The organism is Chryseolinea lacunae (assembly GCF_016735595.1).
Classification (GTDB): Bacteria; Bacteroidota; Bacteroidia; order Cytophagales; family Cyclobacteriaceae; genus Chryseolinea; species Chryseolinea lacunae.
Map to the genome: position 1 here is coordinate 1 of NZ_JAERRB010000007.1, position 24,097 is coordinate 24,097.

The window sequence follows — 24,097 nt, forward strand, 5'->3', positions numbered from 1 at the left end:
GGGCGTGCGAAGGATTCTGCGCGGCCACTCGCGAAGCCCTTGACTTATTTGGAGCGGTGGCTACCTTTGCCTAGTAGGAAGGAATCCCTAGCTCAACTGTCAGATCAAGTACTAGCTATTACATTTAAAAGACAGGCTCCACACTCACAATCTCAATCTCTTCTTCACGTCCTTTCAACTTCACAACACCTAATTTGTCGATCTTATAACCAGGCAACCCATTCATCGCCGCAATCACCGTGTCTGACACCAGCAGGTTTTTATGGTACTCGTTGCACAGGCTTTGGATGCGGGCGGCGGTGTTGAGGGTGTCGCCGTGGTAGGCAATGTCTTTTTTGATTTCGCCAATTTCTACGGCCGCCACAATGCCCATGTGAACGCCCGCTTTGAAGAGGGGCAGGGTGCCGTATTTGTCGAGGTAGTATTTCGATTTTTCGTGGAATCGTTTTTCGCATTCAAAATAGAAGCGGATAAAGGTGGCGTTGTCGAGGCCATACTGCATGGGCCATGTGAGCACAATTTCGTCGCCCACGTATTGATAGATTTCGGTGTGGACGGTGCGGATGGCGAAGTTGATGTCGAGGAAGCTGTCTTGTATGAGTGCGCTATATTTCAAATGGCCCAGTCGTTCGGCGAGGGTGGTCGAGCCCTTCAGGTCCATGAACATAAAAATGCGATGCTCTTCCTTGGGGTTTCTGTATTTTCCGAACAGCAGGGGAATGACCACCCCAGGCCCGAATTTTTTGTTCACCATGTTGATCACGCTGATCAGGAGGGTCATGAAGAAGTAGTAGAAAATGAGCAGGTGAAACGTGGACCGGAACAATTCTTCATTGTCGGGCATGGGGTTGCCCATGACGGCGCTCATAAACCCGTTGGTATACACGCTTCGGGTAATGGTGATGATGGCGATGATGCCTGCCAGTGAGATGCCGGTTTTGATGAATAGCACCTTGCCCAGCGATTTGTTTCTGAAATAGCCTTGAAATAGATAGTAGTCGGCAAGGCCCAGGATGAGGCCATACACAATGCCAATGCTCACGGCCAGGATCAGTAGACCCTTCAGGTCGTAGGCTGCAGGCACGTGGTTCACCTTCGACGTCATCAGGTCGTGCAGGTACAGGATGACTGTGAGAAAAATATTGGCAGCGATCCAGAAATTGATCTGAATCGACACAAAGGTTAGTGCGGGGTAGCGTGAGCTAAGGGCTTTAGCCCAAAAGGTGTATTCTCTCTGCGACATTCATCCACTCTTTTTCGTTTCTGCATCTTCGCCATATACGGGCATGCCGGGTCGGTAGTTGGGGGTCAGTGCATAAAGATCGCGTCGGCGAGCAATCCCAACAGCCATGTCGCAAGTGAAAATGTGATCATTCCCAGGGTGTAGGCGCCAAGCGCTTTCCCGTAGCTAAGGGCTTTCTTCTCATCAAAAAACTGCGCGATGGCCCACATTGCGTAGAGAAAGAAAAGAGCTGCCGAAACTTGCATCAGGTGTGTTTTTATCAGGCCCTCCACGATGCCAAAAAAAGAAAAGAACAACATGCCCACGCCCATCACGAAACACAAAAGGATCACAATTTCAAAAATGTTATAACCATACTTTTTGAAAAACAGGTTTAGCCAGAACGCAATGAATACGCCCAGAATGATATTCGCATAGCCGTAGTGCGTGGTGATCCATCTGGCGATGGCTACTGACGGTGAATTTTCAGGAATGTGTGCGTTGCTTAATTTAATGTAGCCATCTTCGATGTGAAAAAAGTGTGTGACGATGGAATAGATCAACGACGTGACAACAATGAAGATGATGGGCTTCACCAGTCGGCTTCTGTTTTCGGAGATAAATTCCCGCACAATTTTTCCGGGCCTGATCAGGAGTTCCTTTACGGTGAAAAAAAAACCTTTTTCAACGTGCAGCACGTGTTGTATTTCATGTACGATATAGTGCCAATCAATCCTTTTCAGTTTGGCGGGGTACCCACAGTTGGAACAAAAGTTGTCTTGTATGGTGTGGCTACAGTTTTTGCAAGTTGTGGTCATCGGTCAGGGTCAGGAATTTGAGAGCTGAGGTAAGGAACATACGTTTGCATTACATGATTTATACGTATGTTGTCTGCCTTTTTTTATCTGCTTTCCAAAGTAAGCACTCCCGGCAGATTATCCAAAAACAGGAAGAGGCTTCTAGTAGTGGGGCACCGTGTGGATCAAATCTCATTCATCCCTGTCAGAATCAGGGAATCATTTTCGCCCACCACAATGGTGTGCTCATGCTGGGCCACAAAGCCGCCGCGATTGCCCAGCAGGGTCCAGCCATCTTGTGTGGTTTGGGCAAACGTTGACGCGGTGGAGATAAAGGTCTCGACCGCCACTACTGAATTTCGTTTGAAGCGGGTGGTGTTGTTCCGGTCCCTGAAGTTGGCAATCTCGTGTGGCGCCTCATGCAGGCTTCGGCCGATGCCATGACCGGTCAGGTTTTTGATGACCTTGTAGCCCGACCGTTTGGCCTCGGTTTCAATTAAATGGCCGATATCCGAAATGCGCACGCCCGACTTTATGTTGGCGATTGCTTTTCGCAAAATGCGCTTCGAAGCGTCCACCAGGGGTTGATGTTGGTTGGTGTCTTCGCCCAGCACAAACGAGCCACCGTTGTCTGACCAGAATCCGTCAAGCTCTGCCGACACGTCGATATTGATGAGGTCGCCTTCGCGGATAATTTTTGAAGCACTGGGAATGCCGTGGGCAATTTCGTTATTCACGCTAATGCACGTCCACCCGGGAAAGCCGTAGGTGAGGCGCGGCGCCGACCGGGCATTGAAGTCGCGAAGAATTTGTCCGCCAAAGTCGTCCAGCTGTTTGGTGGTCATGCCGGGTCTGGCATAATTTCTCATTTCTTTCAGCGTCACGGCAACGGCCTCGCTGGCGGTTTGCATGCCGGTTAGTTCTGATTGCTTCGTGATGGACATAGGTGCTGTTGTGGAGTCAAAGACGTCCACAAGATTAGCAAATTCAGAATTCAAGGACAAATCTCACCGGCGCGAGAGGGTCGTGGCAATGTTTCAGAGCGGCACGGGCTGGTGGTCGAGGATGGCTTCTGTAAAGGCGTTCAGTCTTGCGTCGAAGGTTTTCCAGTCTTGGGGACTCACGCGATAGGGTGTGGTGTATTTAACTTTGTTTTTCTGTTCGGCGGGCAACAGGTCGTTCACCCAGAACTCTTCGAGGGCAATTGGTTTTTTTGACGTCAGCTTTTCGAGGGAAAGGGCGAGTATTTCTTTTTGGCCGGGTCGTCCACCACACAGGGTGGCAAAGGCATAGTGGTTCAGTTCACTGCTGGCGTCTTGCAGGTAGGTGGCCATGGGGGAGGCAATCAGTCCGGCCCACACCGGCGCGCAAAAGATCACCACATCAAATTCAGACAACACAACGTCGGGTTTGCGTATTTTGGCCGGGCGACGGAAAACAAATTCCATCAGCATGGTGAACGTGTTTCGTTTTCGCAATTCTTCAATGGGAATGGCCGGGCAATCCAAACGGCGTTGGAGCTCACGCATCAGCAGGGCGTTGTTGCCTGTGTAGGAATAATAGACGATGACAGTTTTCATAGCGGTCGGTTTTTGAAGTGATGAGGCGTTGTTTGCATAATAAAAGTAACAGCCACATTCGCCGTGCGCGATGACTTTCGTTTGCCTGCAAGACGACAATTGTCATCCCGAACCAGAGGCTCACGTTTCTTTAGTAAAGTACTCTCAGTCGGGTGTTGCGTCTTATTTTTATTTTGTTCCGGATAAAAAGTTTCAAGAGCAGCCCGGTGCCGATGGCCGTGCCGCTAATGATGAGGGTTTGCCTGTTGAACTCTTCGTTGTTGATGACGTCCAGCACCAGATAACCAGCGCCCGCCAGCAGCAACAGTTGGGCAGGTTTGTAGCGAAGCCACCACCGCGTTTTTTCATCGATGTGAAGGGCGGTGATTTTGGTGATGTGAATTTTATAACCGCGGAACACGATGGCACTGTCTTCAAAGGCCAGGATGGTGTCGGTCACTTTTGAATGGCGATCGGTGTAGTAGGTAATTTCGTCGCCCACGTCGTAGTAGACATTTTTGTTCCTGTTTTTCTTTTGCAGCATGAGGTGCTGGCCAAAGGCGTTGGAGCAGGCGAGGAGCAGGATCAATGCAGCGAATATGCAGCTTTGGTAGGGTATGAATTTTTTTAATACGCCGGTCGCAGCGATCATGGTGTGGTCGTAGGTTTCGCGGCGCGTGGTGGTGCCCTGCGTGGTGAAGGTTAATCTTGGTAGAGATGGTGTGAAGGAGGGAAAAGTTTTAAGTGGTCCCGCGTTTCACATTAACCGTCATCGCCTGACGGCGCCGTCACTTCACCTTCTCCGCTTTCACGATCTTGTAAATCTTCCCGTCATACTTTGTCAACACATATAATTCCCCTTGCGCATCGCGACCCAAACGCATGTCGACACGGCTCAGCCCTGACCTGGACAGCAGCGTGGTTTCTTTGCCGTTGAGACGCACGTGCAGGCGGTGAAGGTCGGCAAGTTTTGCGTTGCGTAATTGTGCCACGTCGGTGATGAACAGCTTGCCCTTGGCAATGTCGCCCAGGATATATTTTCCCGCGAAGGCCGGAATGGCTTTGCCTGTGTATTCAAATCCACCCACCATCGCGAAACCTTCGTCGTGATCGTATTGCACCACCGGATAAACCAAACCGTTAATAGAGTCGTTGGCAGGCAGGGGATAGGCACGGTTGATGTCGCCTTCGGTGTCGATCGCAAAGCTGCCTTCGCGTATGGGCCATCCGTGGTTCTTGCCCTTCTGCACGCGATAGACCGCTTCCACATGATGCTGACCAATGTTGCCCGCCAGCATTTCGCCAGAGCGCAGCCATGTGAGGCGGTGTGGATTGCGAAAGCCATAGGCAAAGATCTCTTTCACCGCGCCGTCTTCTTTCACAAACGGATTGCTGGCGGGAATGCCATAGTGCCCGTTCTTGCTGTTGGTGCCCAAGGGGTCTATTCTGAAAATCGATCCCAGGTAGCAGCGCTCGTTTCCGACCAGAAACGGAAAACCATGCTCCACACATCCCGCGTCGCCTATGCCGATATAAAGAAGTCCATAGTCTTCGTCTTTGGGTTTTGCATTGGGATTGAAGGTGAGCTCCTGCATGCCGTGCATGCCCGTCACCATTTCGGCGCGGAAAATTTCGCGGCTTGTGCCGGAGAAGGGAACCTTGTCGGGCGTGGTGGTTTTCCATTCGGTAACCACCCATTGAACGGTGCTGGGAATGGAGTCGGCAAACGTGAAGTCGGCGGGTTTGCTTCGCGGCGGTTCGGTATGGGCGGTATATAGCAAGCCGTTCGCGTTAAACTCCGGGTGGAAGGCAAAGCTGCCAAAGCCCGTGGCCATGCCCGGCTCGCTCACAAACGCGGGCTTCTCTTTTGTCATGTCCAGGTAGGGCTGTGTTTTTCCGTTCTCTACCAGATAGAGCGTTCCGCGCAGGTCAACCACATAGAAGCCGCCGCGGGGAGCCGATTGAAATTTCGTGATCCGTGTTTGCAGTCCCTCAAACGTAACACCCTTCCGCGTCGACGCCGGCATCTGTGTGATCAGTTCCAGGTCCACACGCAGGTCGGCCATGGGTATCGAATCGGGGAACGGATCTTTGATGGCCGTGAGCGTGTCGTAGTGATTCACGGGCAGGCGTTTGTGTTTGGTGTTGATGTAGGCCAGCAGATTGTCCACCTCGTCGGCTTTCAGGTGTGCGAACGACGGCATGGTGACTTTAAAGTTTTCTTTCATGTCGAGCGCCCTGAACTCCTTCCGGTCCATGTAACTCTGCGAGTTGTTGATGAACCCCGCGATCCAGGCTTTCGAAAGTGTGTCGTGTGTCACGCCCGCGAGGTTGGGGCCAATGCCATCGAGCCGGAAGTTGTGGCAGGCGCTGCAGTGTTTTTCGAACAATGCCTCGCCTTGGTGGATGGCTTCGGCGCTGGAGAGATAGGGCGCGTCATCTTTGTTTTTTGTGCAGGAGGTAAACGCGGTGAGCGCGAACAGCAGTAACGACGAAATGGTGCGTGTGCGTTTTGAGCTGAGGAAAAATCGAGTCATGATCAACTAAAGTTTTTTGTACATCCATGGCAGCCGGACCAGGCCAAAGGATGTGGTTTCGATTGGTGCTACAGCCGATACTCTGAAGGAGACATGAAGCGACAACACCTAATCAAAGAAAGTTAAAAAATCGGCGAATACGCAAGAATGTGCGTGTGTTTTTGCAGTGCCCTTGCGCGTTGCTGTGCGTGTGTTGAACACACCGCTTAAAGGTGGAGTTATTGGAATAAAATAAAGCCGCGCAACGGACAACGCTAGTGCACAACGACTCTGGATGCACACGCACACAGTATGCAGGCTTTGGTTGGACAACGTCTAGCGCACAGCGCCATGATCATCACTTTTTTATTTAGGCACGAGCGACGACAGAATTTCGGTACACTCCTTTTGCGTTATGGCGTTTTTCAGGCGTCGGTTCATGCGCGTGAGGTTGTAGTCGGAGATGACCCAGTTTATGGGGTAGATGGTGTCTTGTTTTATGTAGAGATTTATGTTCAGGTCCGGGGTCTTTGGATCGAGCTTTTTCAAGAAGCTGGAGAGGCGTTGATTGTTCACGTCTGTTTGGGAAGAGTAGGTTCCAAGCACCGTGAGCAAAGGGGCGGCCGCATCGTTGATGACGGGATGGATGCCCGAACTTCCAGACGACTCCAGCGCCGAGTTGCTGAGGTGAATCAGTTTGAAGCTTAGTCGGCTATAGAGCATTGAATCGTTTTTGTCGAGTCCGCCACCGCGATAAAGGCTGTCAAGCTGCTGCAGCATTTCGTGGACAACGCCTGCGCCGGTGTTGTCGAAGTAGCCACCATCCACAAAATAGTTTTCGTCGATGCTTCCCGCGGGCGATATATAGGGGAATCGTGCGCCGAGCACCACGGCCGTGCTAAAGAGCAGGTCGTGTGTTTTTCCAACGCTATCCAGCACATCGACGCGATGGCTAAATCCCTTTAACTTTATGCTGCTCACCACGGCAGGTGCTCCCTGTTGCACGTGGGTGGTGTTGATAAAGAGCATGGGCAATTGGCCGGTGGTGTCGATCACGCGTGTGAAAGGTTTTTCAAACGTGCTGTCCAGGCTCTTCTGGCTGAAGTATTCCATCACTTCTTCCAGCGCCTGTGCACGGTCGCCAATGCCAAGCCACCGCAGGGGCACAATGTGCTGAATAATATCCGACCCCAGCAGGTGCGTGATTACTGGCGAAAGAAAATCCTCCTTTAAAAAAGTACGGCTTTTTTCGAGGTAGGTTTGACCTTTGGGATTGGTTTTTAGCATGGAGTAAAACGTGGCCGTGCCCACACTACCTCCGGAAGCGCCTGACAACGCCAACACATGCCGGTCGAACGTGTGGCCGGAAACATTTTTCATCGAGCGGTCCTGTAGCGCCGAAAGCACCGACGACACCCAATAGCCTGACCGTGATGCGCCACCGTCGGCAATGACAACATAGACAGAAAAGGTATCGTCTTTTGCCAGCACCGTCGAATCCAGGAGTGTCTTCCGGGCCGCCAGCCACAAGTGAAAATAAGTTTTCAAGTCAGGTCGCTCCACATGATGCTCCTTATTTTCAACGAGGTCGTGAAGTCTTACCTCATAGGGATTGTAAAGGTTGCCAACAATCAATGCCACCACCAGGAGAAGAACAAAGAAGTTCACTCGCTTGTAGATCGTGAGCATGGAGATAACGTTCAAAAGGCCAACCAAAATGCCAAAGGCCAACAGCGCAACGGCAAGCGGCCCCATGCGGTTGTCAAGCCAAAAACTAAAGAAGCCCGTCACGTACACAACAATGCCAACAAGGGCAAAGAGGTTAAACCATTTAAAGAATGTACGTTCTTCGGCGGGCAGTCGCACGGGAGTACGAAACGATTTTGATGCCACAGTGATCTCCACAAACGAGGTGCTGCCGGCATTGGAATTTAGTTTGGCACGCCGGCGAATGAAAAGCCAAAGCAATGCCAGCTCGAATATGAAAAGCAGCAGGGCAATGAGCGGAAGCCAGCGCTGATGTCTGCTGTTGTCGCATCTCAACCAAAAAGCAGCCACGGCATAGACCAGAACGACCAGCACGGTGATGGTGCCGTGCAACACTCGCCGCTCATTATTGAACAAATTATGCCAAACAAAGTAGAATAGATTTTGGATGATAACAAAAATCCAAAGTTGACACTGGTCAAGCTTACCAATGGTAGGCAACGCCAGAATCGCCGCCTGAATGCTTACCAATGCATTGAACGCGATGATGCGCGGAATGTGCATGTGCAGACTTTCGGCGATGCGATTGGGTTCGTTCAGGTTTTCAAATTTCTGATAGCCCACCACGCGTGAGCTATACCACGAAATGATCGTCCACGCGATCACTGAAAACATGGTCCATAAAAACGGTCCCCACCATTCGGCAATCTGAATCACCACATCCTGTCCGGGCGACACGCGGATGAAAAGAAAGTAGCTGACCAGCACAAAAAATATTCCCGTCACATAGGTGCGCAAGGCTTTCAAAAGCTCACGAAGGGCGTCCCATTGGAACCGAATAAAGAGAACAAGGTGAATGGCGACAAGCCCCAATGACACGTACTTGATCAGGGCAGGCAGGGCAAAGAAAACAGGATTAACATTTTCGGTGAGGATGAAACGGGTGGTGAATACATTTTCGATCGCGTCGCACCCGGCGGCCACCATGCAAAGTGTAATGAAGAATTTTGTAGCCGTGGTGAGATAAAACTCGGGTTGATGTGGACTCTCAGTGCTGGCATCAGCGCTTCTGCCTGCACTGTTTTGAAGGGGTGCTGGTTTAGGCACTCTGTTCCGTGCCAGAACACAGCACATGAGCAGAAGCGTGTAGGCAACAATAAATAAATAGTCGATGCTGATGGAGTGCAACGCGATGGCGATCACGTCTTTTTCCTTCCACGACTGCACAATGGCATGTGCCTTCTCAGCATTCCACGTCCATTGCAGCGACACAATTTTAAGCGGTGCGTCCGTGGTCACCAACTTGTCATTATAAGACGTGATCCAACAAAGCACCACCAGAAAAAACACAAGCGCACCGGAAAGAATCAGGAATTTATTCCTTTCAAAGAATTTTAACATAACAGAGAGTCTTTAGAGAGGTGAATAAAAAAAGCCCATCAACCTTCTTGCGAAAAGAAGATCGATGGGCTCAACAAACGTAATGTAGAAAGACGTTTTTGTTTTTGCAATCGCCCGCCAGATTACTTTATGTACTTTATTTTGTGATGCTAACGTGAGGCACCGTTTGCAGATGTTTTTATCCCTGTTTTCAGCATAGGAATTTCCAGCGCCCCTCTCTATATTTGATCATACCACCAACCATCTCTTACGTTAACAATTTTCATTCATGTCTGATCAGAACAGAAAACAAACCGCTTTGGGCGATGTGGCCGCACGACAGCTGGCCATTGCCACACGCACCGTGCCGCAGATGCCAACCATCACGCCCCGGTGGCTTACGCATTTAATGAGTTGGATTCCCGTCGAGTCCGGTATCTACAGAGTCAACAAAGTGAAGGACGCCAACAGTGTGGAAGTAGATTGCTCTTCACGCGACGAACGAACCCTGCCCCAAACTTTTGTTGACTATATCGAAAATCCCCGCGAGTATATGCTCAGCGCCGTCAACACGGTGCTCGATGTGCACACCCGCGTGTCGGATTTGTATAGCAGACCCTACAACCAGATCAGCGAGCAATTGCGCCTCATCATCGAAACGGTGAAGGAGCGCCAGGAGAGCGAGCTCATCAACAACAAAGAATACGGCCTGCTGCACAGCATCGCTGCCTCGCAGCGCATCAAGACCCGCACCGGCGCGCCCACGCCCGACGACATGGACGAACTCATCACCAAGGTGTGGAAAGAACCAGGCTTCTTCCTGCTGCACCCGCTCACCGTGGCCGCCTTTGGTCGTGAGTGCACGCGCAGAGGTGTGCCACCGCCCACCGTGTCGCTGTTCGGTTCGCAGTTCATCACCTGGCGTGGCATCCCGCTGATCCCGTCAGACAAGGTGCCTATCGAAAACGGTAAATCAAAAATACTCTTGCTGCGCACGGGCGAAAGCCGTCAGGGCGTGGTGGGACTTTATCAACCCAATCTTCCCGGCGAACAAACCCCCGGGTTGTCGGTGCGCTTCATGGGCATCAACGACCGGGCTATCGCATCCTACCTGGTGTCGCTCTATTGCTCGCTGGCCGTGCTGGTCGACGACGCCATTGCCGTGTTAGACGATGTTGAAATCGGAAAGTATCATGAGTACAAATAGTCACGAAGGTTTCGACGGAAATCTGCCCGACGTGGCGTTGCTGGAAAAACTGGCCAACCAGTTCTTTTCGACTTTGCCCGGCAGCAAGCCAGGTGGAGTGGAGTTGTCGCCTGCAGCCGCAGCGGAATCGCATGTCATACACGATCCCATATCGCAAGGATACGTGGCCGGTGCGCCTTCGCCGCAACCATTTCCCGGCGACGCGCTCATCCCCAGGTCTGTGGCGGGCAGCGGCACATCGCCCAACGCACAAGCCACACAGGGTAGCCACGCGTTCGACGTGAATCAACCGCCCACCAGTTTGCCCGACCCGCATTTTGCAGGCACGGGAAACATCCCGAAATCCGTTGCCGGAAGCGGTGTGTCGCCCAGCGCACCCGCCCAGAGCGGACGGGACTTCGATGTGAACCAGCCACCCACCAGTTTGCCCGACCCGCACTTTGCAGGCACAGGCAACGTTCCAAAGTCGGTGGCTGGCAGTGGCGTTTCTCCTTCGGTAGTGCAACCGGGCCAGACGGCAAACCTCACCCCGGCAACAGACTATGCAGCGTCGGCGCGACCGCATACCTTTTCCGGAACACAGGCACCCGTGTCGCCGTTCAGCACACCGGTGTTGCCCTTTGTGTCGGAAACATCGTTCGAAACGGAATTGCAGGATGTGCTGCGCTCGCTCACCACGTTTCATGGCGCACCACAACTTCCCCGCGATGCGGCGGCATTCAATCCTTCCTACTATTTTCTGGGAAAGGAAGCCGGTATACCTGGAGGAGGGCATTCAAAATCCTATCTCGACAGCAAGGCGGCCGCGGGCCTCAGTGCACCGCCGTTTGATGTGAACCTGGTGCGCCGCGATTTTCCTATTCTGCAAGAACGTGTAAACGGTCGGCCACTCATCTGGCTCGACAACGCCGCCACCACGCAAAAGCCGAAGCAGGTCATCGACCGCGTTTCGTATTTCTACGAACACGAGAACTCAAACATTCACCGCGCCGCCCACGAGCTGGCCGCCCGCGCCACCGACGCCTACGAAGGTGCACGCAAAAAAGTGCAGACGTTTCTCAATGCTTCGTCGCCAAACGAAATTGTGTTTGTGCGCGGCGCCACCGAGGCCATCAACCTCGTGGCCAAAAGCTGGGGCGAACAATACCTGCAAGCGGGCGACGAAATTGTGGTAAGCCATCTGGAACATCACGCCAACATCGTGCCCTGGCAACAGCTGGCCGCGAAGAAAGGATTGCGCCTGCGCGTCATCCCCGTTGACGACGATGGACAGGTGATCTTGTCGGAGTATGCCAAGCTGCTCGGTCCCAAAACAAAGCTGGTGTCGTTCACACATGTATCCAATGCGTTGGGCACCGTAACCCCCGTGCAACAAATGGTGGCCATGGGCCAACAGGCTGGCGCGAAAGTGCTGGTAGACGGCGCTCAATCGGTGTCGCATTTGCGTGTGGATGTGACGGCCCTCAACGCCGACTGGTATGTGTTTTCGGGCCACAAGGTTTTTGGCCCCACGGGCATCGGTGTGCTCTATGGCAAAGAAGACCTGCTGAACGAAACGCAACCGTGGCAAGGCGGCGGCAACATGATACAGGATGTGACCTTTGAGCACACCAAATATCACAACGCCCCTGCGCGCTTCGAAGCCGGCACCGGCAACATTGCCGACGCGGTGGGTCTGGGAGCCGCCATCGACTATGTGATGCGCCTCGGCATGGACGCCATCAACCAATACGAACACTACCTGCTGCTCTACGCCACACGCCTCATGAAAGACGTGTCGGGCCTGCGCCTCATCGGCACGGCCCCCGACAAGGCCAGTGTGCTGTCGTTCACGCTCGAGGGTTATAAGACAGAAGAAGTAGGCGCTGCACTGAACAAGGAAGGTATCGCCGTGCGTTCAGGCCATCACTGTGCTCAACCCATTCTGCGTCGCTTTGGTGTGGAGAGTTCGGTGCGTCCTTCGCTGGCATTCTACAACACATGTTCGGAAATCGATACGATGGTCACGGTTTTGCACAAGCTTAGTGCGCAGCCGCGGCGTTAGTAAAGTGTTGAACTTGTAAAAATGATTCGGCGCCGTATTTCGTACGGTGCCGATTTTTTTTGTTTGATAGTGTTGCAGCGTTACCGGGATTGATTTCGCTTTGTAGTGTTGGTGTGACGTCTTAATGAAGTTGTTCAACACGTCCGTCTTGCAAGGTCACCGTTCCGGTTTCCAACAAGGTCTTTAGTTTCTGAAGATTGTCCATCACCGCCGACTGCACTTTGTTCTTGGCAAGCCATCGCACAAACCACGAGGCTTCCAGGTCCCAGTCGTCAATAATTTTTGTGGACGACCCTTGTGCCACGAGGGTGAAGCGCATCAGCAGATAACGTTCCGGCGGCAATGTTTCGAGTGCAAGCAGCGTGGGAGAATCCATTGCCACGATTCTGAAATCCTGCGCGTCTGTTTTTCGCGATTGATGATAGACCGCTCCCACAGCAACGGGCCCTTCGGTGATCTTGTTCACCTTCATGACATAATAATTCCATTTTGAAAGGTTTTCAAAATCTGACAGGAACTTGAAGACGTCTTCGATCGATCGGTTGATGATGATCTCGTTTCGGAATTTCATGCCGGCCATGACTTTTATCTTTTATGCGCCTGCAATGTTAGGAATCTAAGGTCAGGCGCACAATAAAAAAATAAAGCACGGAGCGAACGTCAGAGCGCCACCTGTTTTCCGCCCCGCGCCAAAGTCACATCCACCGGGGCTGCTTCATTCAGGGTTTGCAAGGGTGCTATGCTCAGGAAGTAGGCAACGTTTGTGTTTTCGGCAAAAGAAATTGTGGCTCCTTTGTCTGTATCGCGCACGGTTGCGTCCACTTTCTTGCCGTCGGCGGTGATCACTTCAATGGCGTATTGTTTTGTATTGATGCTGAGTGTTATTTCCATTCGCTCTTCAAAACTATCCAGACCAAGTGGGCAGAAACAGCACTCGGGAATGCGAATGATTTTTGGTTTATAGACATAGAATTTTTTCCGGAGCTGGCTCAGCATGCAGGCCAGGCTTCCCGGCGCTCGTTCGCACGCGGTGCAGGTGGGATGCAGAATGTTGGTGAGCGCACCGGAACACACTGCGCAAAGTTCGAGGTTGAGGGCGCGCATCAGGCAGTCTTGTTGTGGACGGTAAATGCCGGTGGGAGAGTAGCCGCCGCCTGCCCACAAACCCACCACACCGGCTGGCGTGTTCACCGTGGTGGGAAGTGGCGTAGCAGGTTGTATGAAATTTTTCCACTTGATGGCTGCGCGGTTGGTTTGCAGCGTGAGGTTCACGGCGTCGGGTTCCGGACCTGAGTAGGGCGGTTCTGCGCGGCCGTCGCAGAAGTAGCACGGATATTCATCAGCCAGGTGGCCCACAAAATGTCCCAGCTCATGCACCACCACTTCCTGCATGCTTGTGTTGAGCGACGTGTACACAATGTCACCGGCCGCGCCGCCATATTGTTCGTCGTTCACCAGCACATAGACGGCTTCATAGGCGGGTGCGAAGTTGGCGGCCTCCGTCACGCGTGGCGGTGTGGTGGAAAAGATGACGCGTTCGGGCTGGCTGATGTTGTCGCCAAAGGTGCAATTCAGCTCCGTGTTTTTGCTGACGCCCGTAACCGGGTGATCGACGCCAGACTGTGCAGAGATCACATTCACACGCCACACATTGAAGCCGCAGAGGTTTGTAGCATACGGTTCTTTATGACGCAGTGCATCCACCGCTGAAAGCACCGCGTTGTTGAAACGCGTCTGGTCGGTGGCCGACGATGTGAAGCCGTCGCCCACAAACACAATGTCATATTTCAGGGTAGAGCTGCCGTTGTAAAGCACGGACGTGAAGCGGGTGCCGTCGCCGTTCACCTGCACGTTCACGGTGGCAAACGTGGTGAGGCAACAGCAGCAGGTCAGCAGCAAAAGGAAAAGTTTTCGTGGCGTTCTCATGGTGGTTGTTATTTATTGAATGCACGTCTGATCTATTTTATGGGAATGGTCACTTCGCCCAGCACTTTTGCATTGTCTTTGGCAGTGGCGTTGAGCGTGGTGAGCCGGGCTTTGCGAAGTCCCGCAAGCACGGGCACATTCACCGAAAACTGTACGTCGCCTTTTTGCTCAATCATGTTAAAGCCCTTGCCGTCGGCCGAAGGCACTTCGAGGGCTGTGGGATGGTCGATGTATGAAACAGCCAACACTTCGCCGGCATCGTCGAGGAATTCCAGATAGAGTCGGTTGTGTGAATGACTCTTGTCGCGCATAAACGTTTCGCGACTGGGTTGCCGTTCCAGAAACGTGATGGTGCTTCCCTTCAGGTTGAACCATAGCCGTTCCGTGGCGGAGGGCTCGATTTGAAACGGCAGGCTGATTTCTTTTTTGTCGAGCGTCACCGTGACCTGGGTTTGCTGCGGTTTCAGTGCGGGCACCAGGAAGGCGAGGGCGGTGTCTGACGAGGCCACGATCATGGCATGCTCTGCGGCAATCTTTACCGACGTCGCTTTCGAAACTTTGGCGTGTTGCACATCCACAGTCACCACATCGCCGGGGCTGCCACTGGGGGTGTCGAGGATTATGGTGGCATTTTTTTTGCAGGCTGACGTCAGCACCATGCTGACCAGAAACCATAGCGGAGGATGGGGGAGACGTTTCATCGGATACTGGATTTTAGGGATAGCTCAACTTCACATCAGAAACAAATTCCAACACGGCAATAGAGGGATGCAGCAAGGCAACGCCGAACCATTGGAAAACATGAGCCTGAACTGCTGAAATCGAATGATGGGTGTTGCGTTCGAAAGGTACGATGCGCTGCCTGGCGGGGGTATCCCAGTGTTCAGTGAAAATTTGATTCTGTCGGCCACACACTTATCTTTCGGTCGGTTTGGGATGAGGCTTGTGTTTTACAGGTTTGTTATGAAGAAAATTATACTCCTCGCGGTGTTCTGTCTGAGCCAGGCAAGTGTTTTTGCGCAGGCAACAGACAGTCTGAATTTCGGTCCCGAACCCGAAGGCGGCGTGTCGAACCTCACGTTGCTGTATTATAAAATCGATTTTCGTCCAAGCCAGCGCATAACACTCAACAACAGCTCGCTCGAACTGATCTTTATGGTCGACGCCCTTGGCCGCGCCAGTCTCGACAACGTGAAGGGCACACAAGACAAATCCATCCTCGACAGCCTCTATAGCCGCGCATCGACCCTTCCCAGATTTACTCCCCGAACGGTGAATGGCGAGGCCGTCGCGTCCTCATATTCATTCACTCTTGTCTATCCGCGCTACGAATCCCACGGCGCTGTGCCGGAAGAAAGACCGCACCAGGACAGACCGCTCACGGCCGACGACTTTCAGGGAGCGGAAGTGGCCGAGCGCGTTGATATTGTTATCGGTGGTGTGGTGAATGGATTTGGTGGCAGCGCGCAGGGATACCTGGGCGTGGGTGGCGGCATGAAAATAGAACTGATGATGCGCGGCAAGAATAAATTTGGCGGCGGCATTGTGATGAATTTTTATGGCAATCCTTCCCGAAGAGATTACCCCATAAGCACACCACAGCCACAAAACAAAACCCCGGTCACGTTGCTCGTTGGTTTAGCGGTGAGTCGCGATGTGATTGTGGAAGATCGGAGGGAGGTGATTCTTCAAATGGAAATAAATTACGCCATGCAAAACATATCGCCGAGCTCGCAAGATCAAAACGACTACGTCCAGCTAAAAGGATTCAGTCCGGGCTTCACCCTTCACTATGCGTTGCCCCTTGGGAAACAAAAATTGTCGATGGACAGCTATCGTCCGATACTGTATAAACATCATGTCGATTTCCATGCTGCCCTTCGGCCGGTTTTCTATAATGTGCACGAAGCTACGGGGGTGATGTGGGAGGCGGGCGTGTCGTACCGGTTGGGCTGTAGCTTTCTATCCTACTAGCGGAGGTGAAGTGCGTGATAAATAGGCAAACGGATCGTAGCTTTACGGCGGTTGTTAGTTTAACGGCAAAACCATAATCGAATGGGTTCGAATCCCACCACTTCTACCTGGGTAGTTTATGCCTGGTTAAAACCGGTTATGAAACACAGTTCGACTCCGTGTACAGCCGTTCTTTCTTCCATAGCTTAGAATGCATTGACCTGGCACCGAAAGGAAGAGGCAATGATCTTCATGCCGGATGAATGTCTCATCCGGAAAGTAACAGCCCATAAAATTTTTCTCTCCATCCCAACCCTGCAAGATAAAGGTAAAACTATTTTACATACATTTACGTAATTAATCATCAAGATGAAAGGAACCAACCTCGGAGAGTTTGAAGAACTGGTGCTGCTGACCATTGCCACGTTTGTGAGCGATGCCTACAGCGTGGCCATTTGCGATGAGCTCGAAAAAAGTTCGGGACGCTCGGCCAAACTGGGCGTGGTGCACGCGGTGTTGAACCGTCTCGAAGAAAAGGGTCTTGTGAAGAGCGCGCTCGGCGAGGCCACCAGCACCCGCGGCGGAAAACGGAAACGCTTCTACACCGTCACCAACGGAGGAAAGGCGGCGCTGTTGAAAGCCAAAGAAGTGCGCGACGGACTGTGGAGCAGGATTCCCGCGTTTGCCTTAAAATGATTTATTAAAAACAAGATCCATGACCAAACATCCACCGCGCTGGGCCGAGCGCTTGCTCGAATGGTATTGCAAGCCGGAGTTGTTGGAAGACCTTCAGGGCGACCTGAACGAATTTTTCGACCGGAACGTGAAAGCCAAAGGCGTTCGGCGCGCACGTTTTATTTATGTGTTGGATGTTCTGAAATTCTGCCGCCTCTACACCATTCGAAAACCGGATTCCATAACACTCTTACTCCATTGGATTATGATTGGCAGCTACATCAAAACTTCGGGACGCAGCATGCTGCGCAACAAATTGTTTTCATCCATCAACATTGTGGGACTGGCCATCAGCATGTCGGTGGGCCTCATCATGATTGGCGTGTTGGTGGATATATCTTCTTACGATAAGTTTCACGAGAAGCACGACCGCATCTATCGCGTCATCAGCCAGCGGCAACACCTGGGGCAGGACGATGGCAATTTCAACGCCACCACCTCGCGTCGGTCGGCACGTGCCATACAGGAAACATTTGCCGGCATAGACGACGTAGCTGTTCTTCATCGCGGCTTCGAAGGCGACATGAAGGTGGGCGAAAAAGTGCTGCCCCTCACGGGATTTTATGCGAACGAAGGCGTGTTGCGCGTTTTTAGTTTCCCACTGCTTAAAGGCAATCCGGCCACGGCATTGAAAGCTCCGTTTTCGGTGGTGCTCACGGAACTTACAGCGCGCAAACTATTTGGCGACGACGAACCCATAGGAAAGACCGTGATCATGAACCAGGACAAAGCCTACACGGTGACCGGCGTGATGAAAGACGTGCCCAAATTTTCGCACATGAAATTCGACATGTTGGGTTCCATGAGCACGCGCGACATCGCCGAAACGGCGAGCAAAAATGAATGGTCGTGGGACAATGTGTGGAGCACGTGGGTTTATCTGGAACTGCCCGAACAAGCCGATCTGAACGCCGTGCAGTCGCGCCTGAACACACTGAGCAGGAAAGAAGATCCGTCCACACCCAACACCCACATTCAACTGGCCTTGCAACCGCTTGACAACATTATGACCGGCGAAAATCTAAACAACCAAATCGGCACCATTCTGGGCAGCACACTGCTGTGGGTGTTTGCCGGGTTGTCGTTTGTGGTGATCCTGTCGGCCTGTTTCAATTACACCAATCTTTCGGTGGCGCGGTCGCTGCGGCGGTCGCGTGAAGTAGGCATCCGGAAAGTGATCGGCGCCTTGAAGCACCATGTTGCAATGCAGTTTGTGATGGAGGCTGTCATCATCTCGGTGTTGTCGGGTGTGGTGGCCTTTGTGCTCTTCCTGCTGCTACGACCCTATTTCATAAACCTGCAACCCGACCTGCAACAACTGCTGGTGTTGGAGCCGTCGCCCTTTCTGGTGGGTTGTTTCTTTGTGTTCTCCATAGTGGTGGGACTGGCGGCAGGAATATTTCCGGCGCTGTTCTTTTCGCGCATCAATGCCATTCAGGTATTGAAGAATGCCACGTCTGTTCGCCTGTTCAGGAAAGTGACGTTGCGGAAAGTGCTGATCGTGTTTCAGTATTCCGTGTCGCTCATGCTCATCACGGGCACGTTGATCATCTTCAAAGAATATAAACATTTTGTGTCGTTCGATCTGGGCTTTTCCACGGCAAACATCATCAACATTCGCTTGCAGGGAAATTCGGCCGAGCGGTTGAAAAAAGAATTGCGGGAGTTGCCGGAGGTGACAGACATGGCCGAGGCCTGGCTCGTGACGGGCATCGGGCACTATGCCGGCGAGCAAGTGAGAAACCCACACCAGCCGGAAGATTCTGCACTTGTCTATTTTAATCGTGTTGATGAACATTACATTCCATTTCTCAACCTGGAGCTTTTGGCAGGCCGCAATTTTATGACGCGTCCCGACTCCAGCGAAGAGCGTGAAGTGATTGTGAACCAACAAGTGTTGAAGCGTTTTCAGCTGGCAGAACAAAATCCTCAGCGTGCCATTGGTGAAGTGCTGCACATGGCGGGAAAGGAACTGAAAATCATTGGCGTGATCAAAGACTTTCGTTATGGCAAGCCCGGCAACAACACACCAAACGAAGTCATGCTCCGGCATGCAGTCAAAGATGCAGGCATGCTGCATGTGAAGATAGCGGGTGGCGACAATGCAGCAACCTATGCCCGCATTGAAAGCTTGTGGAAAAAGATAGACCCCGTGCACACGTTCAGTGCGAAATTCTATGACGACACCATTAAAGAATCCTTCAGCGGAATTTCTGCATCTGTGAAACTTGCGGGCTTTGTTTCGCTGCTCGCCATCTGCATTGCGTCGATGGGGCTGTTGGGCATGGTGGTGTTTACCACCGAGACACGTCTGAAAGAAATCAGCATCCGAAAGGTGTTGGGTGCAGGAGAAGGCAAGCTAATGTTTCTGTTGGGGCGGGGCTTCTTCATGTTGTTGGCCATCGCTACCTTCATTGCCATCCCGTCAACCTATTTGTTCTGTGACGCGGTGCTGTTGAAAAGAATGGCCAACCCGGCGCCGTTGGGTGTTGGCGAGGGGCTGGTGGGCGTGCTGAGTGTGATGGCTATTGCGTTGGTGATGATCGGCTCGCAGACGCTGAAAGTGGCGCGAAGCAATCCGGCAGAAGTGTTGAAGAACGAATAACGGTTTCGCCTAAACGCTGCTGGGTCAGAACCTTTATAAACCATGATGCAGTCACGTTCCGGTTGCTGAAGAATGAGTATTGAGTATTGAGTAGTAAGTATTGAGTAGAAAAAAATGGCTAACGGAAGCGTTGCCGGAGAAAATTGAAGACCAGGTTTGGAAAGGAAAGGAGAACTGAGCATCAAGCATACTAAAGGACTCAGGACTAAAGACTCAGGACTAAAGACCAGGTGTCGACCAAAACCTATGCGGGGTTGTTTCCGTTGGTGCAGGTGAATCAAACTCAACCCTCTCTCCATGCGCTATTTTGTTTACCTGTTTTCTGCCATCAACCTCTATGCAGGCACGCGATTCCTGTTGAATGCAGTGGGCATCCTGCAAACCAGCAAGTATTCCAACGGATCGAATATCTTTTTCGGAATCGTGCTTTTCGCGGCCGCCGTTGTGGCGTTTGTTTTCTTGTTTACCGGCAAACAGGCCTCGGCAGCCCTGTGGATCGACATTGCCCCCTGGGCGCTGACGTTGGTGCTGCTGGTGGGAAACATGATGTTGGGTGACTATAAATAAATTAATCGCGACCAACCCATGCCTGCAAAACCCCGGAAGACACCCCGAAAAACCGTCGCCGTCAAGACCGCCAAACCCAAAAAGACCACGCCGCCGAAAGACGATGCCACGGCCGTAGCAGCCTACATGACGGCCCTCAAACATCCCTTGAAAGCGGAGATTGAGGCCGTGCGTACCATCATCAAAAACGCGCATCCCGACATTGCCGAGCGCATCAAGTGGAATGCGCCGAGCTATCACAGCAAAGAAGACATGGTGACTTTTCATGTGAGGCCACAGGATTGTGTTCACCTGGTGTTTCATCATCCCGCTATAGTTACTATAGCATCGCCGTTGCTGACGGGCGACTACAAAGATCGCCGCATGCTCATGCTGAAAGACATGAAGGCCGTCCGCACCCATGCGAAAGAGCTCACCCGAATCCTGCAGGCGTTGGTGAAAAAGGTCCACGAACATTAGGCACAACGTTGTGTTCGCGGTGCGTCTTTTTTTTCTTACTTTGCATCGATGTTCCTCCCCTCAAACATTCCTGGATATTGGATAATGCTTCTCGCCGTGTGTGCGAAGGGGCGGCGTGCTGGGTTGCAGAATGAATCAGGTGAACCCGGTGAGAAGGGACGAGGACTATGAATTTTGAAACGCTCGACTATTTGAAGCGTGGCACGCCCACACAGCGCCGGGCCTTTGCCGCCCTCGCCGAATATGCAGTGTTCAGCATCCTGAAAGATTTTTCGCCGGTGCTGGCCGGCACAATCCCCATCAATATCGACATCGAAGGCAGCGACCTCGACATCATTTGTCATTGCACCAAACGCATCGCGTTCACGGCGTGTCTTCTTCAGAACTTTTCAACCTTCAAAGGGTTCACCTTGCGCGATGGTGTGGTGGGACGATATCATACCACGGTAGCCAATTTTCGCATCAACGAATTTGAGGTGGAAATTTTTGGTCAGAATCGTCCCGTGCGCGAGCAGGAAGCCTATCAGCACATGTTGATAGAACATGCCGTGCTGCAGGCCCGTGGTGAGGAGTTCAGGCAACGCATCATCGCCCTGAAAAAGCAGGGCATCAAAACAGAACCGGCCTTTGCCGAGGCGCTGGGATTGGAAGGCGATCCGTATGTGGCGCTTCTGAACTACGGCGTGAATGCAGCGAAGTGATCGTGCCTGCAAACCAGGCCAAGGCTATGCACAGGTGTCGTCGGTTGATAAAAACTAATCCATGCAAACAGGAGAGCGCTACTTCTTCTTCATTTTCCGAAACGTGCCGTCGATCATGTCTGCTTCATAGAGAAATGCGCGAAGCTGATCGTCGTTTATTTCTTTTAGTGATTTGAAATAGATGCAGTGCACCTGCTTCCGGTTTTCGGCCAGCAGAATGCCGTCGGGGTTGGCCATTTTGTTGCCCTGGCAAAAGCCCAGGGTGACGCCGCGTGTTTCCAGTGAATATTTTTTCTTGCCCCACGAAATAGAGGGCGGCCAAATGAAACAGATCATCCGGTTTTGGGTGTAGAACGGAACGCCATACATCATCTTTTCGGTGGCAAAAGGCAGGCATTCCAACACGAGGTTGCGCAGACGCCGCACAATGGTTTGCTCGCGGCGGGGAAGGTCGAACAACACTTCGTCGATGGTTTTATTCGCGCTTAACATTTGCGTGTAAAAGTACGAAGCGGACCCCAGCGAACCATCCCGGCCTACCGCATTATTCAGTATTTAAACCGCCCAATAAAACATTTCTGCTCAGCCAAACAAAATAAATCTATCTTGCGCCAAATTTTGAACTATGCGCTTACGGCTGGCCGGTGTGTTTTTGTGCTTTTGGGTTGCGTCCCACGCTCAAACAGGCAAAGAAAAAGGATATGTCTACACCGTGGACATTACCAAAGTGGTGAAAGACAGAGTGTATGTGGAACTGCTGTCTCCCGCCATCTCAAGTGACGAAATTATATTTTATTTCCCCAAGATTGTTCCCGGCACCTACGACATTGCAGACTACGGACGCTACGTGACCGAGTTCACAGCCACCGACAAGAAAGGCAGGAAACTGGAAGTACTGAAAGTGGACGACAACACGTGGAAGATTAAAGGCGCCACCAAACTTGCCCGCATCAGCTACTGGGTAGACGACACCATCGACACCGAAATGAAAGGCCCCGAGATTTTTCAATCGGCGGGCACCAACATCGAAGAAGGAAAGAACTTCATCATGAACACCAGCGGATACTTTGGCTATTTCAAAGACATGAAAGAGCTGCCGTTTCAATTCAACGTGATTCGCCCCAAAGACTTCTATGGCACAACGGGCCTCATCGCACAACAAACCGGCAAGCCACTCAGCATCCTGAAGCTGGAAAAAGGCGGACGCGAAAAAGACAAACTGGTTGACGTCTACAAAACCAGCAACTATGACCAGCTCGTCGATTCACCCCTGATGTATAACAAGGCCGACACGGCCGTGATCCGCGTGGCCAACACCGAAGTGCTGGTAGGCGCCTATTCACCCACGGGTAAGATCACCGCGAAAGAAATCGCCGCCAGCATCCGCGAAGTGCTGATGGCCCAAAAGGAATTTCTCGGCGGCAAGTTGCCAGTAGAAAAGTATGCGTTCATTTTTTACTTCACCGACAAGCCGCTCTATAGCTATGGCGCACTCGAACATTCGTATTCGTCCATGTATTACATGCCCGAAATGACCATCGAGCAAATCAACCAGCAGCTGCACGACTTTGCTGCACACGAATTCTTTCACATCATCACACCCCTGGGCATTCACTCGCAGGAAATCGGTCACTTCGATTTCAACGATCCCAAAATGTCGCAACACTTGTGGATGTATGAAGGTGTGACGGAATATTTCGCCGGTCTTGTACAATTGAAATACAACCTCATCGACCTGCATCAATACCTGGAGATGCTCTATGAGAAAATGATGACCTCCGACGGTTTCAAGAACGAAGTGCCGTTCACGGAGATCAGCAAGTTCACCCTCGACAAATACAACGACCAATACTACAACGTCTACCAGAAGGGCGCACTCATCGGCTTTTGTCTGGATGTGAAACTGCGCAAACTGTCGCACGGCAAATACGGATTGCAAAACCTGATGCTGGACCTGTCGAAAAAATTTGGCAAGGACAAGGCGTTTGAAGACGATCAACTGTTCGACGAAATCACCCGCATGACCTATCCCGAGATCGGCACATTTTTTAAACGCTATGTGCAAGGTCCCGAGAAGCTGCCGTTGAAAGAAGCCTTTGCCGAAATCGGAATACTCTACACCGACGAAGCCAAAATGAAAACACTGAACCTCGGCATCGACCAGGACGTGATTGGCGTGGAAGAAATTGAAGGCAAACCCAAACTGAAAATCGTGACGGGCGACAACCTTAGCCCTGTTGGCAAAGCCCTCGGGTTCAAGAACGACGACATCCTCATCAAGCTCAACGGCGAAATTATTCCCGACGTAGGCCCGGAGTTGGAAGGTTTCCTCAGCCGTCACTTTGCTTCGCTGGAGGCAGGCAAATCGCTTTCCTACACCGTGCTGCGCAAAGACGACAAAGGCAAATCTTCGCTGGTAGACTTATCAACTCCCAATGCCGAAGTGGAAGTAACGCGCCGGCATTTGCTGGAGGTTGACCCCGAAGCCACACCCGAAGAGATCGCGCTTCGCGATGCATGGATGAAGCCCTGATACCACACCAACCCGCAACAGGTTTGAAGGCCATGCGGACACTTGATATAATAGCCTCCGGTGAAAATTCCGGAGGCTATTTTTTTTGACAACCATCTACACGCATACGTCTCCCGTGGCGCGGGGTAGAAAGAGATTCGCCGTTTGGCAAGTGCAACTTTTTAGCGAACTTTAACATCAACCCCT

At 52.0% G+C, this 24,097-nt stretch carries 20 protein-coding genes; 9 read left to right on the forward strand and 11 right to left on the reverse strand.

All coding sequences use genetic code 11. The annotated features are described in order from the left end of the window. Positions 1 to 124: 124 nt before the first annotated feature. The 7 genes from JI741_RS19485 to JI741_RS19515 form a co-directional block, all read right to left on the reverse strand. Positions 125 to 1,243, reverse strand: coding sequence for an adenylate/guanylate cyclase domain-containing protein (locus tag JI741_RS19485; protein WP_202012775.1), 1,119 nt, complete (start codon positions 1,241 to 1,243; stop codon positions 125 to 127). Positions 1,244 to 1,308: 65 nt separating this feature from the next. Then, complete coding sequence (locus tag JI741_RS19490; protein ID WP_202012776.1) at positions 1,309 to 1,920, reverse strand: DUF3667 domain-containing protein; 612 nt, start codon at positions 1,918 to 1,920, stop codon at positions 1,309 to 1,311. 284 nt (positions 1,921 to 2,204) lie between these two features. Next, a complete protein-coding gene (gene map, locus JI741_RS19495; RefSeq protein WP_202012777.1) occupies positions 2,205 to 2,963 on the reverse strand; it encodes a type I methionyl aminopeptidase in 759 nt (252 codons plus the stop codon). A 93-nt stretch (positions 2,964 to 3,056) separates the two neighbouring features. Beyond that, entirely contained in the window at positions 3,057 to 3,599 is a 543-nt protein-coding gene (locus JI741_RS19500) for a flavodoxin family protein (RefSeq protein WP_202012778.1), read from the reverse strand. Positions 3,600 to 3,729: 130 nt separating this feature from the next. Then, on the reverse strand, positions 3,730 to 4,230 hold the full coding sequence (locus JI741_RS19505) for a hypothetical protein (protein ID WP_202012779.1): 501 nt from the start codon (positions 4,228 to 4,230) through the stop codon (positions 3,730 to 3,732). 136 nt (positions 4,231 to 4,366) lie between these two features. Beyond that, complete coding sequence (locus JI741_RS19510; protein ID WP_202012780.1) at positions 4,367 to 6,115, reverse strand: PQQ-dependent sugar dehydrogenase; 1,749 nt, start codon at positions 6,113 to 6,115, stop codon at positions 4,367 to 4,369. Positions 6,116 to 6,460: 345 nt separating this feature from the next. Next, a complete protein-coding gene (locus tag JI741_RS19515) occupies positions 6,461 to 9,202 on the reverse strand; it encodes a patatin-like phospholipase family protein (protein ID WP_202012781.1) in 2,742 nt (913 codons plus the stop codon). A 268-nt stretch (positions 9,203 to 9,470) separates the two neighbouring features. On the opposite strand from JI741_RS19515, the gene JI741_RS19520 reads away from it, so the two are divergent. Beyond that, positions 9,471 to 10,388 (forward strand): family 2A encapsulin nanocompartment shell protein, encoded by a 918-nt coding sequence (locus JI741_RS19520; RefSeq protein ID WP_202012782.1) that lies wholly within the window; start codon positions 9,471 to 9,473, stop codon positions 10,386 to 10,388. Further along, entirely contained in the window at positions 10,375 to 12,432 is a 2,058-nt protein-coding gene (locus JI741_RS19525; RefSeq protein ID WP_202012783.1) for a family 2A encapsulin nanocompartment cargo protein cysteine desulfurase, read from the forward strand. The genes JI741_RS19520 and JI741_RS19525 overlap by 14 nt, the downstream gene beginning before the upstream one ends. A gap of 121 nt (positions 12,433 to 12,553) precedes the next feature. Here JI741_RS19525 and JI741_RS19530 read toward each other — a convergent pair whose 3' ends face one another. The 3 genes from JI741_RS19530 to JI741_RS19540 form a co-directional block, all read right to left on the reverse strand. Continuing rightward, entirely contained in the window at positions 12,554 to 13,003 is a 450-nt protein-coding gene (locus JI741_RS19530) for an SRPBCC family protein (protein WP_202012784.1), read from the reverse strand. An 89-nt stretch (positions 13,004 to 13,092) separates the two neighbouring features. Then, positions 13,093 to 14,358 carry a M64 family metallopeptidase gene (locus JI741_RS19535; protein ID WP_202012785.1) on the reverse strand — a complete coding sequence of 422 codons (1,266 nt, stop codon included), beginning with the start codon at positions 14,356 to 14,358 and terminating at the stop codon, positions 13,093 to 13,095. Between the two features lie 32 nt (positions 14,359 to 14,390). Further along, complete coding sequence (locus JI741_RS19540) at positions 14,391 to 15,059, reverse strand: IPT/TIG domain-containing protein (RefSeq protein WP_202012786.1); 669 nt, start codon at positions 15,057 to 15,059, stop codon at positions 14,391 to 14,393. A 262-nt stretch (positions 15,060 to 15,321) separates the two neighbouring features. Between JI741_RS19540 and JI741_RS19545 the strand changes: the two genes are divergently transcribed. The 6 genes from JI741_RS19545 to JI741_RS19570 all read left to right on the forward strand — a co-directional run bounded on the left by JI741_RS19545 (position 15,322) and on the right by JI741_RS19570 (position 21,378). Beyond that, entirely contained in the window at positions 15,322 to 16,332 is a 1,011-nt protein-coding gene (locus JI741_RS19545; protein WP_202012787.1) for a hypothetical protein, read from the forward strand. Positions 16,333 to 16,680: 348 nt separating this feature from the next. Next, positions 16,681 to 17,007, forward strand: coding sequence for a PadR family transcriptional regulator (locus JI741_RS19550; protein ID WP_202012788.1), 327 nt, complete (start codon positions 16,681 to 16,683; stop codon positions 17,005 to 17,007). Positions 17,008 to 17,026: 19 nt separating this feature from the next. Continuing rightward, the gene (locus JI741_RS19555; protein ID WP_236676178.1) at positions 17,027 to 19,651 is read left to right on the forward strand and encodes an ABC transporter permease; all 2,625 of its coding nucleotides are present in this window, start codon (positions 17,027 to 17,029) and stop codon (positions 19,649 to 19,651) included. A gap of 297 nt (positions 19,652 to 19,948) precedes the next feature. Then, positions 19,949 to 20,218: a hypothetical protein gene (locus tag JI741_RS19560; protein WP_202012789.1), complete on the forward strand. Its 270-nt coding sequence runs from the start codon at positions 19,949 to 19,951 to the stop codon at positions 20,216 to 20,218. Between the two features lie 18 nt (positions 20,219 to 20,236). Then, a complete protein-coding gene (locus tag JI741_RS19565) occupies positions 20,237 to 20,677 on the forward strand; it encodes a DUF1801 domain-containing protein (protein WP_202012790.1) in 441 nt (146 codons plus the stop codon). 167 nt (positions 20,678 to 20,844) lie between these two features. Further along, positions 20,845 to 21,378, forward strand: a complete 534-nt coding sequence (locus JI741_RS19570) for a DUF4269 domain-containing protein (RefSeq protein WP_202012791.1) — start codon at positions 20,845 to 20,847, stop codon at positions 21,376 to 21,378. Positions 21,379 to 21,456: 78 nt separating this feature from the next. Here JI741_RS19570 and JI741_RS19575 read toward each other — a convergent pair whose 3' ends face one another. After that, entirely contained in the window at positions 21,457 to 21,870 is a 414-nt protein-coding gene (locus JI741_RS19575) for a DUF1801 domain-containing protein (RefSeq protein ID WP_202012792.1), read from the reverse strand. Positions 21,871 to 22,003: 133 nt separating this feature from the next. Between JI741_RS19575 and JI741_RS19580 the strand changes: the two genes are divergently transcribed. Next, a complete protein-coding gene (locus tag JI741_RS19580) occupies positions 22,004 to 23,911 on the forward strand; it encodes a M61 family metallopeptidase (protein ID WP_202012793.1) in 1,908 nt (635 codons plus the stop codon). Positions 23,912 to 24,097: the final 186 nt, after the last annotated feature.